Source organism: Pseudoalteromonas sp. EB27 (genome assembly GCF_001974875.1).
In the GTDB taxonomy this organism is placed as follows: domain Bacteria; phylum Pseudomonadota; class Gammaproteobacteria; order Enterobacterales; family Alteromonadaceae; genus Pseudoalteromonas.
Genome location: NZ_MTQD01000001.1, coordinates 117,835 through 136,726, shown reverse-complemented (window position 1 = coordinate 136,726; position 18,892 = coordinate 117,835). Strand labels below are relative to the sequence as shown.

1 protein-coding gene is annotated in these 18,892 nt (G+C 45.1%); it reads left to right on the top strand.

From position 1 onward, the window contains the following. Positions 1–234: 234 nt before the first annotated feature. The gene (locus BW142_RS00555; RefSeq protein WP_076923543.1) at positions 235–18,759 is read left to right on the top strand and encodes an Ig-like domain-containing protein; all 18,525 of its coding nucleotides are present in this window, start codon (positions 235–237) and stop codon (positions 18,757–18,759) included. Positions 18,760–18,892: the final 133 nt, after the last annotated feature.

The following is an 18,892-nucleotide window of genomic DNA, read 5'->3' as shown; positions in this document are numbered from 1 at the left end:
CCTCTTAGATCCTGTTAAGACCAAAAATACTCTCTTAAATATTTAGTAAAGGTGTACTTATTTTGCAAGTAATCTTTTCGGGTAGCATAAAAAAAAATTACTACCACTTTTTTGTTGATTTTTTATTTTTGAATTTTTCTTCTAAACCTGTACTTGAGTCCAGTATCTATGTGCTTTTTTTGTTCTACCTTTAACTTATTAGATTGTTATTTCAAAAAGTTTGAGGGTACCTAAATGGAAGCAAATCAACTTGTAGTTATTGATATTCAGGGTTCGGCGGGTGTTGTGTTAGATGATGGATCGGTAAGAGCCTTAAACGTGGGTGACATTATTACTGTAGGTGATTTAGTTGTTACTGCTATTAAGTCGTCGTTACAAATAGATGTGCAAGGTGAAACCTTATCTATACCCGCAAATCAAAAGGTAAAAATAACACCAGACCTATTAGCTAAAGAAGCTAGAGACGCTAGCGAAACAACTGTTTTTGATGAAAGTTTAGATGAAGCAATCGCAAGCTTAGATTTAGGTACAGAACAAGACTCATCAACAGCAGCTAATTCAGATGTAACAGACTTTTTAGATGCATTGGAGGGTGATGGGGACATTTTAGATAATTTAGAGGCAACAGCTGCTGGTGGCGGCAACGCTGCTGGTGCAGATGGAGGCAGTTCGTTTGTACAGTTAACCCGAATTTCTGAAAGCGTTGATCCTAGTAGTGTTACTTTTGATTCATCTTTTGATCAAAGCGCTACTGAAGCTTTTAATTTAAGAGATACCTCTGATGGTATTGTGCCTGATGCAACTTCGGCTTCTATTTCACTTAATGAGCTGGGTGTTACCAATTCATCACAACCAACAATTACTGGTACGAGCGAAAACTTAATTGGCGAAACAGTTAATGTAACGGTAACTGATATTGATGGAAATTCTCAAGTAGTTAGTGTTGTAATTGGCCCTGATGGTACCTTTGAAATAACCTTACCGACTCCAGTTGCTGATGGCCCTGTGACCGTTGTTGTTGAAGCAACAGATCCTGTTGGCAACCCTATAAACGACACTATTTCTATAGAAATTGATACAACAGCTCCGCTTATTGCGATTGATCCTGTTGCCGATTCTGCTTCGCAAACCGTGACAATAACAGGGACTGTATCTGGGTTGAACACTGGTGATAATGTGTCAGTTACGTTAACGGATAGTGCAGGTACGGTACAAACAATTGTTACTCAAGTAGATGCGCTAGGAAATTGGGTTATTACTACTACCTCACCTTTATCTGAAGGAGAGTTTAATGTAAGTGCAGTGGCGATTGATGCCGCTGGAAATCAAGCTATAGACCAAGCTTTAGCGAATATAGATTTAACTGCTCCGGTAATCACAGTAAATGTAACTGATGAAACAAATAACGTAACACCACCACTTGTTGGAACAACAAATGGGGTTCCTGAGGGCACGCAAGTAACAATTACTGTTACAAATAGTGCAGGGCAAATACAAACCTTAACAGCAGTTACTCAAGCCGATGGAAGCTGGAGTGTAGACGTTGGGACTCCTTTACCTGAAGGTGATTTTACTGTTGATGCACAAGTAAGCGACAGTGTAGGAAACTCAGCATTAGCAAGTGATTCTGGAGTAATTGATTTAACGGCGCCTACGGTACAAATTAATAATATTAACGACACTCAAGACACCACGCCAACGATTACAGGTAACGCACAAGATGTACCTGCTGGCTCTATTATTAGTGTGGTTATTACCGATTTTAATGGTCAAGCTCAAACATTATTAACCCAAACTAACGCTGATGGTGATTGGTCTATTGATGTAACTACGCCATTAGCTGAAGGGCAGTTTGAGGTTGATGCAAGTGTAAGCGATGCTGCAGGTAATCAAGCCCAAGCAAATAACCAAGGTGTTGTTGATTTAACAAATCCAGATATTACCGTTACTGCAATTGCTGATACTAACGATACTACACCAACATTTGTAGGTAGGGTAGAAGACGCTCCAGCGGGCTCTGTAATTACAGTATTAGTAACCGATATAAACGGTAGCGTACAAACTTTAACTACTTTATTAAATGGAGATGGTACATGGAGTGTTGATGCTAATGAAATCTTGCCAGGTGGTGAGTTTACAGCAACTGCGTCAGTAACCGATGCAGCAGGTAATGAGGCTACTGCGCAAACAAACGGCGAAATAACGTTTGCTCCTATTTCAATTCAAATCGATGCAATTGCTAATACTAACGATACCACTCCATTTTTAAGTGGTAACACCGGTAATGTGCCTGCAGGTACAACCATTACTTTAACTATTACGGCAAGCGATGGGAGTACATTTACATTACTTGCAGTGACGCAAGAAGATGGTTCGTGGACTGCACAAGTAACAACTCCTCTACCGGAGGGCGACTTTACTGTAGTTGCTGCTGTTATAGATGACTCGGGTAATGAAGCGCAAGCAAGTGCAGTAGGTAATGTTGATTTAACTGTAAGTATTAATTTTATTATTGATACTAACGATACAACACCTACAATTAGCGGCTCTACACAAGACGTAGAACCTGGTGCGTTAGTAACCGTTACATTTACAGGAAGCGATGGCGTAGCAGAAACCGTGCAAGTAGTTACTGGTGCTGACGGAAGTTGGTCAGTTGAGGCAAGTAATGAATTGGTTGAAGGTCAGTTTAGTGTGGTTGCAACTGTAACTGATGCTGCGGGTAATACAGCTTCTGCAAGTGAAACTGGAGAGATTGATTTAACCGATCCTGCAATCACGATAAATCCTATTGAGGATACGAATGATGTAACCCCATCTGTAAGCGGTAATGTAATTGATGTACCTGCAGGGACCGAAGTTACATTAGTAATAACTGACAGTGAAGGCAATGAACAAACACTTACAACAATTACGAACACAGATGGTACATATACAGCGGATATTATTGCAGATCTCAGTGAAGGTGATTTCACAGTAACAGCAAGTGTTAGCGATACTGCAGGCAATAGCAGTACGGCAACCGTTACAGGTTCGGTCGATTTAACCGCACCAAGTGTGACTATTAACAATATTGCAGATACAAACGATACAACACCTATTCTTACCGGCTCTACCCAAGGTTTAGCATCTGGGAGTGAAGTAACTTTAATTGTTACCGATAGTCTAGGGGCTGAGCAACAGTTAGTTACTACTATAAATGCTGATGGTACTTGGAGTATTGAGGTTCCAACTGCTTTAAGTGAGGGGGATTTTACCGTAACTGCTAATGTATCTGATAATGCAGGTAACGCAGCTCAAGATTCACAATTAGGCTCAGTTGATACCACCCCTCCTTTAGTTGCAGTAAATGACTTTGCTGATTCAAACGATACAACGCCTACATTTAGCGGAACAACGAGTGATGTAGATCCGGGTAGCCTTGTTAGTGTTTTAGTTACTGATGCAAATGGTGAATCTCAAACATTGACGGCGGTTGTGTCAGAAGATGGAACTTGGCAAGTTGGGGCAACCCAAGCTGTTGCTGAAGGCGACTTTACAATTACGGCAACAGTAACAGACGCTGCAGGTAATGAAGCAAGCGATACTGGTACTGGAACAATTGATTTATCAGCTCCAATTATAGCAATTAATACAATCCCAGATAGCGCCGATACTACTCCAACAATTTCAGGTTCCGTACAAAATGTGCCAGCTGGAACAACGGTTACGTTAACATTGACAGATGCTGGTGGTAATACACAAACAATTACAACACAAACGCTAGCTGATGGTAGCTGGACAGCTGATGCTATTAATGAGTTAGTTGAAGGTGACTTTAGCGTTAATGTCATCGTTAGCGATGAAGCAGGTAACCAAAGTGAAACTTCAGCACAAGGAACTATCGATAATACCGCACCAACTATTACGATTGATGCACTCGCTGATAGCAACGATACAACACCGACTATTTCAGGCACTGCAACTGGCGAGCCAGAAGGCACGGTTATTACTATTACCGTGACTGATGAAGCTGGTAACCCACAAACCATCACTACAGAAGTACTCGCTGACGGCACTTACACTGTTGATGTACCAGATGAATTAAGTGAAGGCGAATACAGCGTAGACGTATCAATCACTGATACTGCTGGTAACGTAAGTACAGAAGTAACAACGGGTACTATTGATACTTCAGCTCCTGCTATTACGATTGATCCACTGGCAGATAGCAATGACACCACACCGACAATTTCAGGCACAGCAACGGGCGAGCCAGAGGGCACCGTTGTTACTATTACGGTAACTGATGACGCTGGTAACCCACAAATAATTACCACTGAAGTGCAAGCCGATGGCACCTTTAGTGTGGATGTACCAAATGAATTAAGCGAAGGCGAATTCACCGTTGAAGTATCGGTTACCGATACCGCAGGTAATGAAACCACAGCAACAACAGCGGGAGAAGTTGATACTTCAGCTCCGGTGATCACGATAGACGCACTGGCTGATACTAACGACACAACCCCAACCATTTCAGGTACAGCAACGGGCGAGCCGGAGGGCACGGTTGTTACAATTACAGTCATTGATGACGCGGGTAATCCGGAAACCATAACCACAGAAGTGCAAGCCGATGGCACCTTTAGTGTGGATGTACCCAATGAATTAAGCGAAGGCGAATTTACGGTTGAGGTATCGGTTACAGATACTGCAGGTAATGAAACTACCGCAACAACAACAGGCGAAGTTGATACTGCCGCGCCAACAGTTATTATTGACCCCGTAGGTGATATTAACGACACCACCCCAACCATTTCAGGCACCGCAACGGGTGAGCCTGAGGGCACCGTTGTTACTATTACGGTAACTGATGACGCTGGTAACCCACAAATAATTACCACTGAAGTGCAAGCCGATGGCACCTTTAGTGTGGATGTACCCAATGAATTAAGTGAAGGCGAATTTACGGTTGAGGTATCGGTTACAGATACAGCGGGCAATGAAACTACCGCAACAACAACAGGCGAAGTTGATACCACAGCGCCAATAGTTACTATTAATGCGCTAGGCGATACGAGTGATACAACACCGACCATTTCAGGCACAGTTAGTGGGGAGACTGCTGGTTCAACTATTACTCTAACTGTGACTGATGCTAATGGTGCAGTACAAACAATTACAGCACAAGTAATTGCAGACGGGAGTTGGACTGCAGAAGTGTCAGCGGCTTTAGCAGAAGGGACCTACTCTGTAGATGCAAGTATCAGTGATAGCGCTGGTAATGAAGGCACAGCAAGTGCTTTAGGTACAATCGATACAAGCGCATTGACTATCACCATTGATATTATTGGCGAAACTAACGATCAAACACCTCAAATAAATGGTGATACTTTTAATGCACAAGTTGGCTCCTCGGTTGAAGTTCAGATCACTGACTCAGCGGGTGCAACAATTACTTTAACCACAGTTGTTGATGAAAACGGTCTTTGGAGTGTTACTCCGCCTGTAGATTTAGCTGAAGGCACCATTTTAATTAGTGCAACAGTAACAGACATAGGTGGTGGAACGGCTAGTGCAGAACTTGATGCTGTAATTGATATTACGCCTCCAACCATACAAGTAAATGAACTAGAAACAAGTAATGATACAACCCCAGTTATTTCTGGTAACACAACAGAAGTAGTTGCAGGCACAGTTATAAATTTAACGGTTACTGATTCTCAAGGGGTTGTTCGCACATTTAGCACTACAATAAATGTAGAAGGTAATTGGAGTGTTGAACTTTCTCAAGAGTTGGCCTCGGGCGATTACTCTGTAGAAGCTGAAGTATCTGATGCTGCAGGAAATAGCGCTTTAGATACGGCTACAGGCAACATAGATACATCAGGGCCTAGCTTAACAGTTGACTTTGATACTGTAACTAACGACTCAACACCTACCATTTCAGGTACTAGTGATGCAGAAGTTGGTACCAGTATCACGGTTGTTATTACCGATGAAAACGGGGTTGAACAAACACTTACCACTACAGTAGATACAAATGGTAACTGGGAAGTAACTCCACAAACAGATTTAAATGAAGGTGATAACACCATCGAAGTGAGTGTGTCTGATGAAGCAGGAAATACGACAACAGTTACAGATACAATTACATTAGATACGCAAGCACCGACATTAACTATCCAAACTGTTGGCGATGTAAACGACTTAACACCGACATTACAAGGCACCAGTAATGAAATTGGCGGCACCGTTACACTCATCATCACCGACAGCGAAGGGGCTGTGCAAACCATTACCACCACCGTTGAAAGTGATGGTCACTGGGACATTGAAATTCCAAGTGCGCTTGCGCAAGGAGACTTTACTGTAACCGCGAGTATTACCGATGCTGCAGGCAACGACACCACCGCGAACAGCAGTGGTAATGTAGATACCATTACACCCGTTATCACCGTTGATGCATTGGGCTTAGGCAACGACAGCACCCCAGTGATTAGTGGTACCTCAACAGAGCCTGAAGGCACCGTTGTGAATATTGTTATCACCGACAGTAACGGCGATGAAACACCAATTACAGCCACAGTCGATGCGAACGGCAACTGGCAAGCAACCAGCCCTGAATTACCAGAGGGCAGCTACAGTGTGCAAGCCAGCATTACCGATGCCGCAGGTAACACCGATAGTGCCGTACAATCGGGCACCATTGATAGCCTCGCGCCAACGCTTGTGCTTGATACCGTGGGCGCAACGAACGATAGCACCCCGACTATCAGCGGAAGTACCAATGCGCCGGCGGGTACGGTTATTAGCATCAGCGTGAGCGATGGCACCACAACACAAACGTTCACCGCGACAGTACAAGCTGATGGCAGTTGGTCAGCGGATGTACCGCATGCACTGAGCGATGGTGAGCTCGCCATTGAAGCTAGCGTTAGCGATAACGCCGGTAATACCACTACATTAAGTGAAACCGCAACACTCAACACCACGGCCCCAAGCATTAGTATTAATGCATTGCTTGATACCAACGACACCACCCCAACCATAAATGGTACAAGCGATGCGGCAGATGGCACAATCATTAGCTTAACGTTTGAAGACAGTGCGGGGAATATTACGACTGTTGATACGACGGTAACGGGTGGTGTATGGAGCATTGATGCACCAACTGATTTAGCCGAAGGTGAATACACGGTGACCGCTGAGGCAGACGATGGCCTAGGTAATATCGGCAGCGCCGCCGAAACAGGCGAGATTGACTTAACCGCACCAAGCCTTGTTATTGCAGACAATGATGTTAGCAATGACACGACACCGACTATCTCGGGTACAAGCGATGCGCCACAAGGCAGTGAAGTCACTATTATTGTGACAGACAGTGCCGGTGCACAGCAAACTATTACCGCGACAGTTGGCGCAAGTGGCGCGTGGTCAGCCCCTGTTACGATAGCCCTTGCAGAAGGTAACTTCACCGTGAGCGCTAGTGTGAGCGATGCCGCAGGCAATGAAGCAACAGCCACAGGCACTGGTGAAATAGATACCATAGCACCGACACTTGTACTTACCAGCCCAGGCTCAAGTAACGACATCACCCCGACACTCAGTGGCACAAGCGATGGCGTTGAAGGCACGGTTATTAACTTCACCGTAGTGGATGATTTAGGTAGCTCACAAACGTTCACCACCACTGTGGATGCTGATGGCAACTTCTCAGTTGAAGTACCGATTGCACTGGCAGAAGGGCCGTACACGATCACCGCCAACATCAGCGATGTGGCAGGTAACAGCACCAACATTACCGGCAACGGCACCATTGATACCACAGCACCGAGTGTGAGTGTAGATGCGCCGTTACTAACCAACGACAGCACGCCAACCGTTACTGGCACCAGTGATGCGCCTAACAGCACCATCACGGTGACGTTTACAGATGCAGCAAATGCCACCCAAAGCATTGATGTACAAACCGACACCAATGGTAACTGGAGCGCGACACCAACAGGTATATTAGCTGAAGGTAATTACAGTGTCAGCGCTAGTATTACTGATGCTGCAGGCAATACAGGCACGGGTACAGACAGTGGCGAAGTAGATGTTACCCCGCCAGATTTAGCGTTTACACCTACCTTCTTATTAGGCTCATTGGTGTTATTAAATGGCACCTCTGATTTACCGGCTGGCAGTGAAATTACCATTACCGAGCAACTTGTTGGCGGTGGCGTAGGGCTAAGTTACACCACAACCACAGATGCCAATGGTAACTGGTCATTAACTGGTATCGACATCTCATTACTGAACTTAGGTTCAGTGATCGCAACAGCGACCGATGCAGCAGGTAATACCCGCACAATTAGCTCAGATGACTTTGATAATACGCCACCGACACTCACTGTTGATGTTGCCGCACAAAGCGACAGCAATACACCGGTTATTAGCGGCACAAGCGATGCGGGGGAAGGCGCGCAAGTGACTATCGTGGTTACTGATAGCGCAGGCAATCCGCAAACTATCACCGCCCTTGTGGATGCAAACGGTGATTGGAGCGCCACTCCAACCACACCATTAAGTGAAGGTGAAAGCACCATTGAAGTAAGTGTGCGCGACAGTGTCGGCAACGAAACCACCGTGAGTGACACCAGTACCATCGACACGCAAGCGCCAACGCTCACCATTCAAAACGTGGGCGATGTCAGCGATTTAACACCCGAGCTTCAGGGCACCAGTAATGAAATTGGTGGCACCGTTACACTCATCATCACCGACAGCGCAGGCACAGTGCAAACCATTGACACTATAGTCGGCAGCGATGGGCATTGGTCTATTGAAGTGTCAACAGCCCTTGCACAAGGTGACTTTACTGTAACCGCCAGCATTACCGATGCGGCAGGCAACGAGAGCACAGCCAACAGCAGTGGCAATGTTGATACCATTACGCCAATCGTCACCGTTGATGCATTGGGCTTAGGTAACGACAGCACACCGACCGTTAGCGGCACATCAACAGAGCCCGCAGGCACGGTTATAAACATTGTTATTACCGACAGTAACGGTGATGAACACCCAATCACCGCCACCGTGGATGCAAATGGTGATTGGCAAGCAACCAGCCCTGAATTACCAGATGGAAGCTACAGCGTACAAGCCAGTATCACCGATGATGCAGGCAATACCGGCGGCGCCACACAATCAGGTACCCTTGATACTCTAGCACCGACATTAACACTGGATACAGTGGGTGCAATTAATAACAGCACGCCAACAATTAGTGGGACATCGAACGCGCCAGCAGGCACGGTTATAACGATTAACGTCACGGATGCAGATAATACAGAAACGTTTACAGCGACAGTGCAAGCCGGTGGCAGTTGGTCAGCAGATGTACCGAACGCGCTAACTGATGGTCCATTAACGATTGAAACAAGCGTTGAAGATGTGGCAGGTAATAGCACCACATTAAGTGAAACAGCAACACTCAACACCACTGCGCCAAGCATTAGTATCAATGCATTGGTTGACACCAACGACACCACGCCAACCATTAATGGCACAAGCGATGCGGCAGATGACACCACCATTAGCTTAACGTTTGAAGACAGTGCAGGAAATATTACGACTGTTGATACAACCGTAACGGGTGGCGTCTGGAGCGTTGATGCACCAACTGATTTAACCGAAGGCGAATACACCGTAACAGCTACCGTTAATGATGGACTGGGCAATATAGGGAGTGCAACAGAGACAGGTCAGATAGACCTTACTGGCCCGAGCCTTGTTATTACCGACAACGGCGTAGGCAACGATACCACCCCAACTATTACCGGTACCAGCGATGCACCGCAAGGCAGTGAAGTAACCATTGTTGTCACCGACAGCAACGGCGCAGCGCAAACTATGAGTGCCACTGTACTTGCCAATGGCACGTGGTCAATCCCTGTACCGGTAGCACTTGCAGAAGGTGCATACACCATTAGCGCGAGTGTTGAAGATGTGGCAGGCAACGACACCACCGCCACAGGCACTGGTGAAATAGATACCACCGCACCGACGCTTGTACTTACCAGCCCAGGCTCAAGTAACGACATCACCCCGACACTCAGTGGCACAAGCGATGCCGTTGAAGGCACGGTTATTAACTTCACCGTAGTGGACGATCAAGGCAATACACAAACCTTCACCACCACTGTGGGTGCTGATGGCAACTTCTCAGTTGAAGTACCGATTGCACTGGCAGAAGGGCCGTACACGATCACCGCCAACATCAGCGATGTGGCAGGTAACAGCACCAACATTACAGACATTGGCACCATTGATACCACAGCACCAAGTGTGAGTGTGGATGCGCCAGTACTCACCAACGACACCACACCAACTGTGACTGGCACCAGTGATGCACCTAACAGCACCATTACGGTTACGTTTACAGATGCAGCAAATGCCACCCAAAGCATTGATGTACAAACCGATGCAAATGGTAACTGGAGTGCGACACCAACAAGTACATTAGCTGAAGGTAATTACAGCGTCAGCGCCAGCATCACTGATGCCGCAGGCAACACAGGTACTGGCACGGACAGTGGCGAAGTAGATGTAACCCCACCGGCACTTGCCTTTACACCAACGTTTGAACTTGGTTTGTTAATTACTCTAAGCGGCACCTCTGATTTGCCTGCAGGCAGTGAAATTACCATTACCGAGCAACTGGTAGGCGGTGGTATTGGTGCAACATATACCACTACAACGGATGCGGATGGCAACTGGTCATTAGTCGGATTAGATGTATCTTTACTTGATGTTGGATCAGTGATCGCAACAGCGACCGATGCCGCAGGTAATACCCGTACAATTAGCTCAGCTGACTTTGATAACACACCGCCAATGCTTACTGTTGAGGTTGCCGCACAAAGCGACAGCAATACACCGGTTATTAGCGGCACAAGTGATGCGGGGGAAGGCGCGCAAATCACTATTATAGTGACCGACAGTGATGGTAATCCACAAACCATCACCGCGCTTGTGGATGCGGATGGCAACTGGAGTGCCACACCAGCGACACCATTAAGTGAAGGTCAAAGCACCATTGAAGTAAGTGTACGCGACAGTGTCGGCAACGAAACCACCGTGAGTGACACCAGTACCATCGACACGCAAGCGCCAATACTCACCATTCAAAACGTGGGCGATGTCAGCGATTTAACACCCGAGCTTCAGGGCACCAGTAATGAAATTGGTGGCACCGTTACACTCATTATCACCGACAGCGCAGGCACAGTGCAAACCATTGACACTATAGTCGGCAGCGATGGGCATTGGGCTATTGAAGTGTCAACAGCCCTTGCACAAGGTGACTTTAGCGTTGTTGCCAGCATTACCGATGCGGCAGGCAACGAGAGCACCGCGAATAGCAATGGCAATGTTGATACTGTAACGCCAATCGTCACCGTTGATGCACTGGGCTTAGGTAACGACAGCACCCCAGTTGTTAGTGGTACCTCAACAGAGCCAGAGGGCACGGTTGTAAATATTGTTATCATTGATAGTAATGGTGATGAGCATCCACTTATCGCCAACGTTGATGCAAATGGTGAATGGCAAGCAACCAGCCCAGAATTACCGGATGGCAGCTACACCGTACAAGCCAGTATCACCGATGACGCAGGCAACACCGGCGGCGCCACACAAACAGGCACCCTTGATACCTTAGCGCCAACATTGACGTTAGATACCGTAGGCGCCACTAATGACAGCACGCCAACCATAAGTGGCAGTAGTAACGCGCCAGCAGGCACTGTTATAACGATTAACGTCACGGATGCAAATAATACAGAAACGTTCATAGCGACAGTGCAAGCCGATGGCAGTTGGTCAGCAGATGTACCAAATGCGCTTATAGATGGTCCGCTTACGATTGAAGCAAGCGTAAGTGACAGTGCAGGTAACACCACCACATTAAGTGAAGGTGCAACATTAGATACCAATGCACCGAGTATTAGTATTAATACGCTATTGGACACCAACGACACTACGCCAGAAATTAGCGGAACGAGTGATGCAGCCGATGGCACAATTATCAGTTTAAGCTTTACCGACAGTGTGAATAACATCACCACCGTAACGACCACGGTAACAGGTGGCATATGGAGCGTCGATGCGCCAACTGAGTTAGCCGAAGGTGAATACACCGTGACGGCTCAGGTAGATGATGGGCTAGGTAATATCGGCAGCGCCACAGAAACAGGTGAAGTTGACTTATCCGCCCCAAGCCTCGTTGTTACAGATAACGGTGTGGGGAATGACACAACACCGACTATTTCGGGCACAAGCGATGCATCACAAGGCAGTGAAGTCACAATTACTGTGACAGACAATGGCGGTGCACAACAAGCTATTAGCGCCACCGTACTTGCCAATGGCACGTGGTCAATTCCTCTACCGGTAGCACTTGCAGAAGGTGCATACACCATTAGCGCGAGTGTTGAAGACACCGCTGGTAATGAAGCCACCGCCACAGGCACTGGTGAAATAGATACCACCGCACCGACACTTGTACTTACCAGCCCAGGTTCAAGTAACGACATCACCCCGACACTCAGTGGCACAAGCGATGCCGTTGAGGGCACCGAAATAACCTTCACCATTGTTGACGATCAAGGCAATCCACAAACGTTTACTACCACTGTTGATGCCGATGGCACCTTCTCAGTCGAAGTGCCAACAGCACTTGCAGAAGGACCGTATAGTATTGAAGCCAGCATCAGCGATGTTGCCGGTAACAGCACGGACATTACAGGTAACGGCACAATAGACACCGCTGCACCAAGTATTACCGTGGATGCGCCAGTATTAACAAACGACAGCACGCCAACCGTGACTGGCACCAGTGATGCACCTAACAGCACGATTACGGTTACGTTTACAGATGCAGCAAATGCCATCCAAAGCATTGATGTACAAACCGATGTTAATGGTAACTGGAGTGCGACACCAACAGGTACATTAGCTGAAGGTAATTATAGCGTCAGCGCCAGCATCACTGATGCTGCAGGCAATACAGGCACTGGCACAGATAATGGTGAACTAGATGTAACCGCTCCGGAGCTTGAAATTATTCCATCGTTTTTATTAGGAAATTTGGTTTCTCTTTCGGGGGATTCTGATTTACCAGGAGGCTCTGTGATCACTATTACAGAGTACCTAGTTGGTGGGTTAGTTGGTGCAACTTATACAGCAACGACAAATCCTGATGGCACGTGGGGGCTTGCAAACATAACAGTACCTTTACTAAGTCTTGCTTATGTCACAGCCAGTGCTAGTGATGCCGCTGGTAATGTCAGAACAATCAATACACTAGATTTTGATAACGTAGCGCCAGAACTAACCGTTAGTGTTGATGCACTTTCAAACGATAGTACCCCAGTAATTAGCGGCACCACTGATATGGGGCAAGGCACTGTAATTAATATGACGGTTACCGATAGTGCAGGGCAAAGCCAAGAGTTTACGGCGATTGTTCAAGCCGGTGGCGGCTGGTCTGTTGCTGTACCTGCAGAGCTAGCGCAAGGTCAATATACCGTTGTTGCAGAGGTTAGAGACAGTGTTGGTAACTTAACAACGCAGCAGGCTCAAGGTGAAATAGACAGTGTTGATCCTACATTAATTGTGAACGAAGTTAACGCGACAATAGATACAACACCTACAATTTCAGGCACAAGTAATGAGATAGGTGCTGATGTTACCATTATTATTGGTGGTCAAACACTAACAGCAACTGTGGGTACTGATGGCAATTGGCAAGTAGATGTCCCCGTAGCACTTGTTGATGGTGATTATACGGCGCAAGTAAGTATTACCGATGACGCTAATAATATCAGCAGCACGACTATTGATTTAACAATTGATACCCAAGTACCTGTTATTGTACTTAATGACACAACTGTATTTAACACTAATACACCAATTATAAGTGGTACTTCAGCTGAACCACAGGATACGGTGGTCGATATAGTTATTACAGATAAAAACGGTGATATACATACTTTAACCGCAATAGTTGATGCTAGCGGCGATTGGCAAGTTACGGCGCCAAGCTTGCCAGATGGCAATTATGATGTAGAGGTAAGTATTACCGATGATGCTGGTAATACAGGCTCTGATACAGGTTCGAGTTTTGTTGATACTCAAGCACCAAGTATTACTATAAATGCATTAGGTACAATTAATAACAGCACGCCAACTATTTCAGGCACATCCAATGAACCTGAAAACACGAGTATTACAGTAACTGTGACCGATGGAGATAGTACCGAGACTTACACAACTGTTGTTGGCGCAGGAGGTGCTTGGAGTGTAGATATAACCGACGCACTGACTGATGGTGAAGTTATAGTTTCTGCAACTATTGTCGATACCGCAGGTAATAGTGCTTCAGCAAATGCTACCGCAACGCTAAATACTAATGCGCCAACAATCAACATTAATACAATTGTTGATACGAACGATCAAACACCAGCAATATCGGGCACAAGTAGTGCGGCAGAGAATACAGAAATCACGGTTGTCATAACTGACGTTAATAACGTTTCACAAACTGTAACTACAACTGTGGTAGGCGGGGTGTGGAGTATTGATGCTACAAATATTCTCCCTGAAGGTGAATTTACTGTTTCGGCAAGTGTAACTGAAGGAAGCTTAACGAGTAATGCAACGGGCAGTGGTGTTATAGATTTAACAGCACCTGCACTTAGTATTACACCGCTTGTAACTTTAAATGATACAACGCCAACTATTTCAGGCACAACCACTGCACCACAGGGCGCATTAGTTATTATTTTAATTACGGATAGCTTAGGTGCAGAGCAAACGGTTAATGCTACTGTTGGTGCAAATGGCACATGGTCAGTCGCTGCAAGTACAGACTTGAGTGAGGGCGCTTACACGGTTTCAGCTTCAACCACAGATACTGCCGGTAACCCTGTAAACACAAGTACTACAGGGGGAGTTGATATAACTGCGCCAGTTGTAACTATTAATAATATTGTTGGAAGTACAGACCTAACCCCTGGTATTTCAGGAGGTGTGACAGGTGCCATGGTAGGTGATGCAGTTGCTGTGGTATTTACCGATGCACTAGGGAATAAGCATACTGTAAATACAACAGTTCAAACTGGTGGTGTATGGTCTGTAGAGGCAAGTAGTTCTCTTTCACAAGGGAATTATTCAGTTGAAGCATCTGTTACTGACAGCGCTGGTAATACCGGGGATGCAACAAATACAGCAACTATAGATACCATTGCACCAGAGATTAGTATTAATCAAAGCTCACTAGTACTTACACAAGACAATACGCCTCTGATCTCGGGTACATCTAATGAGACGAATACAAATGTTGTAGTTACCTTTACTGATTCTGCTGGAGTTTCCCATCAAATAACAGTTCAAACAGATGTGAATGGAGACTGGCAAGTTGCTGCTAATAATATTTTAGCTGACGGTGTTTACAGTGTTAGTGCAACTATTAGCGATGCTGCGGGCAATACTTCGGTCGACAATAAAACCGGTGGTGAGGTTGATACCGTGGGACCAGAGCTAACAATTGTGCCTTCCTTCCTATTAGGTCAGTTGGTTTCTTTATCTGGTACATCTGATTTGGGCGAAGGTAAAACCGTTACGGTTACTCTAGAGCTTGCAGGTGATTTACTCGATTTAACATACGATGTAACCACAGATGCAAATGGTGATTGGGAGCTATTAGGCCTAGCAGTTAATGTTATTGGCTTATCGGTTGTTGAAGCTTCTGCAACTGATGATGCTGGTAATACAACCACTATAACTACGGCTGATGTAGACGCTTCAACTCCAGTACTTAATGCGGTGGTTGACTTTGTAACTGGAGAGGACGATTTACCAATAATTAGTGGTACGACCGACCAAGCACCAGGCACAGAAGTGCTAGTTAGAGTGGTAGATAGCGAAAATGTAGTACAAGAGCTTACTGCAATAGTACAAGATGACAATACGTGGGCTGTACAGGTTCCTCAATCATTAGCTGAAGGTACATTTAGCGTAACAGTTGACGTGTTAAGTGAGGTCGGTATTACTACCACGCAACTACTTACCGCAGTGGTGGATACAATATCGCCAACACTTGGCTTACAGGTTATTGGCACAACATCAGACTCCACGCCAATAATCCAAGGTACCAGTGATTTAATTAATGGTGTTGTTGAAATACAACTAGATGGCGGCACTGTACTAACTACTACAGTTGATGCTTTGGGAATATTTACACTTGAAGTTGATGCATTATCTGAAGGGCAGCACGTTGCTAATGTGAGTATTACTGATGATGCAGGAAACGTAGTTACCGATACTCTCGAGTTTGTAGTGGATACACTAGTACCAGTGGTTGATATTTTACCATTGACTATTAGCGATACCGATATATTAACTATTTCAGGCAGTTCTGAAGAGCCTGAGGGCACAGACATTGACGTAACTGTTATTGGTAGTAATGGTGATGAAACAGTATTTGATGCTGTAGTTGGTAGCGACGGCACGTGGTCTTTAGTAACAACTAGCTTATCAGATGGTGTATATGATGTGTATGCGAGTATTACTGATGCCGCAGGTAATACTGGGCAGTCAGCCATTGAACAAGTAACTATAGACACCATTCCACCAGTGTTAGTAATAGATGCGTTCGGAGTACTTAATACTCTAACACCAACAATTACAGGCTCTAGCGATGAGGAAGTAGGGAGTTTAATTACTGTAAATATCACTGACTCAACAGCCGCAGTACAAACAGTTACTACTACTGTTTTAGGAGATGGCACTTGGTCTGTCATTGCTTCTTTATTACCTGAAGGAGAAATTACAGTTGAGGCCATAAGTACCGATAGCGCTGGAAATGAAGCAACAGCAACCCAAACAGGCACTATTAGTACAACCTTACCTGGTTTGTTAATTAATCAAATTGTAGATACAAGCGATACAACGCCCACGATTACAGGTACCACGGATGTATTAGCAGGTGATGTACAGGTAGTTATTACCGATAGTAGCGGTACAGCAACGACATATAACACCACAGCCATTGCCGGTGAATGGACTCTAATACCTACAACACCATTAGCTGAAGGTGCCTTTACTGTAAGTGCTACAGTTGAAAACTTAGGGCTTACAAGTTCTACAAGCCTAGGTGGCATTATTGATTTAACACCACCAACAGTTGAAGTTAACCAGTTACCTGTTACTAATAACCCGTTACCAACAATTACAGGTACAAGTGATGCACCAGCAGGTACAAATGTGAGTGTTCTTATTACCGATGCTAATAATGATTCACAAACTATTACCGCTCAAGTTTCAGGCAATGGCACATGGTCAGTAACAGCTACCACCGCGCTTAGTGAAGGTAGCTTTAATGCAACAGCATCAATAAGCGATACAGCGGGTAACTCTGCTAGCGATACTATGGTGTCAAACACAGACTACACTGCACCAACTGTAGTCATAGATCCAATATTGGTAGGGCAAGATACAACGCCTACCATTACGGGTTCTGTAACTGGAAGCTTTGCAGGTGCGGCTGTAATAGTTATGTTTACCGATTCTGCAGGCGCTTCGCACAGTGTTGAAACAACAGTTGGAGCTGATGGAACTTGGAGTGTGACATCAGCAGAAGTACTTTCTGAGGGTAACTACAGCGTAGATGTAAGCATTGCTGATGGTGCAGGTAATACTGGTACGCAATCATCAAGTAGCGCAATTGACTCAGGTATTACAATTGATTCAGGATTGGTACTAACTACAGATCAAAACCCAGTTATAACAGGTACAGCCGCTCCTGGTGAGTCAGTAACGGTGACCTTTAGTGGCGCTACAGAGGCAACTGAAACAGTAACTGCTGATGCATCGGGTGAATGGAGCGTAACAGCTGATACTAACTTAGCTGACGGGGTGTACACAGTAACAGCTGTAGCAACTGATACATCAGGTAATAAAACTTCAAGCGGTAGTTTATCTGGATTGGTTATTGATACTACACCAATAAATTTTGAAATCACTGATTTTGACTCTGGGATATTAGGTGTTTTATTACCGTCAGTTGAAGGAACAACAGAACCAGATACTGAAGTGTATATTATTGGCTCTTCATTATTGGGTGTTAACTTACTCGGTCTAGATTTAGATGTACTAGATAATGCAGGAAGTTTTACTTCCGATAGCAATGGAGATTGGGGAGGCTTTCTAAATTTACTCAATCTAAACATAGGTGGAGGAGAGCAATTCTACTTTGTAACTGTAGATGAAGTTGGAAACTACTTAATCAAAAATACTGACAACGCAATAGAAGGTACGGGAAATATTTACGATAATGGAGCAAGCGCTGCTTCTGGCGATACAATCCCTGCATCATTTAGCGAAGAGTCGGCTCTAGGCGATACAATTCCTAATGAAGTTTCAAGCAACAACGTATTAAGTACTGAAACGATAGATTTAGGTAACTTGAGTGGCCTGTCAACATCAGAGCAAACTGTGCAATTGAGTTCGGCGGGGCCGCTTAATATTGATGATGTGATCATTAACGAAGATGCAGAGCAGCTTATAGCGCTAAATACACTAGTTGAGGACGAAGGTTCTGCAATTGCTTATACTCCAGCTCAAAGTGGGGGAAGCATTGATGCAGCAGCACCTGCGGTTGATGTGCAAAATCAATCGGAAGAGATGATTAAACACTTAATTGAAAGTAGTAATAATCAAACGGATATTTAATAGCAATAAAGCCCTCTTAATTATTTTTAAGGGGGCTTACATTATTAAGAAAATGGATATTATTTATAACGAAATTTAAGAACAAAGGACATTAAAAAAGCCTTATTGATAAATCAATAAGGCTTTTTTAATG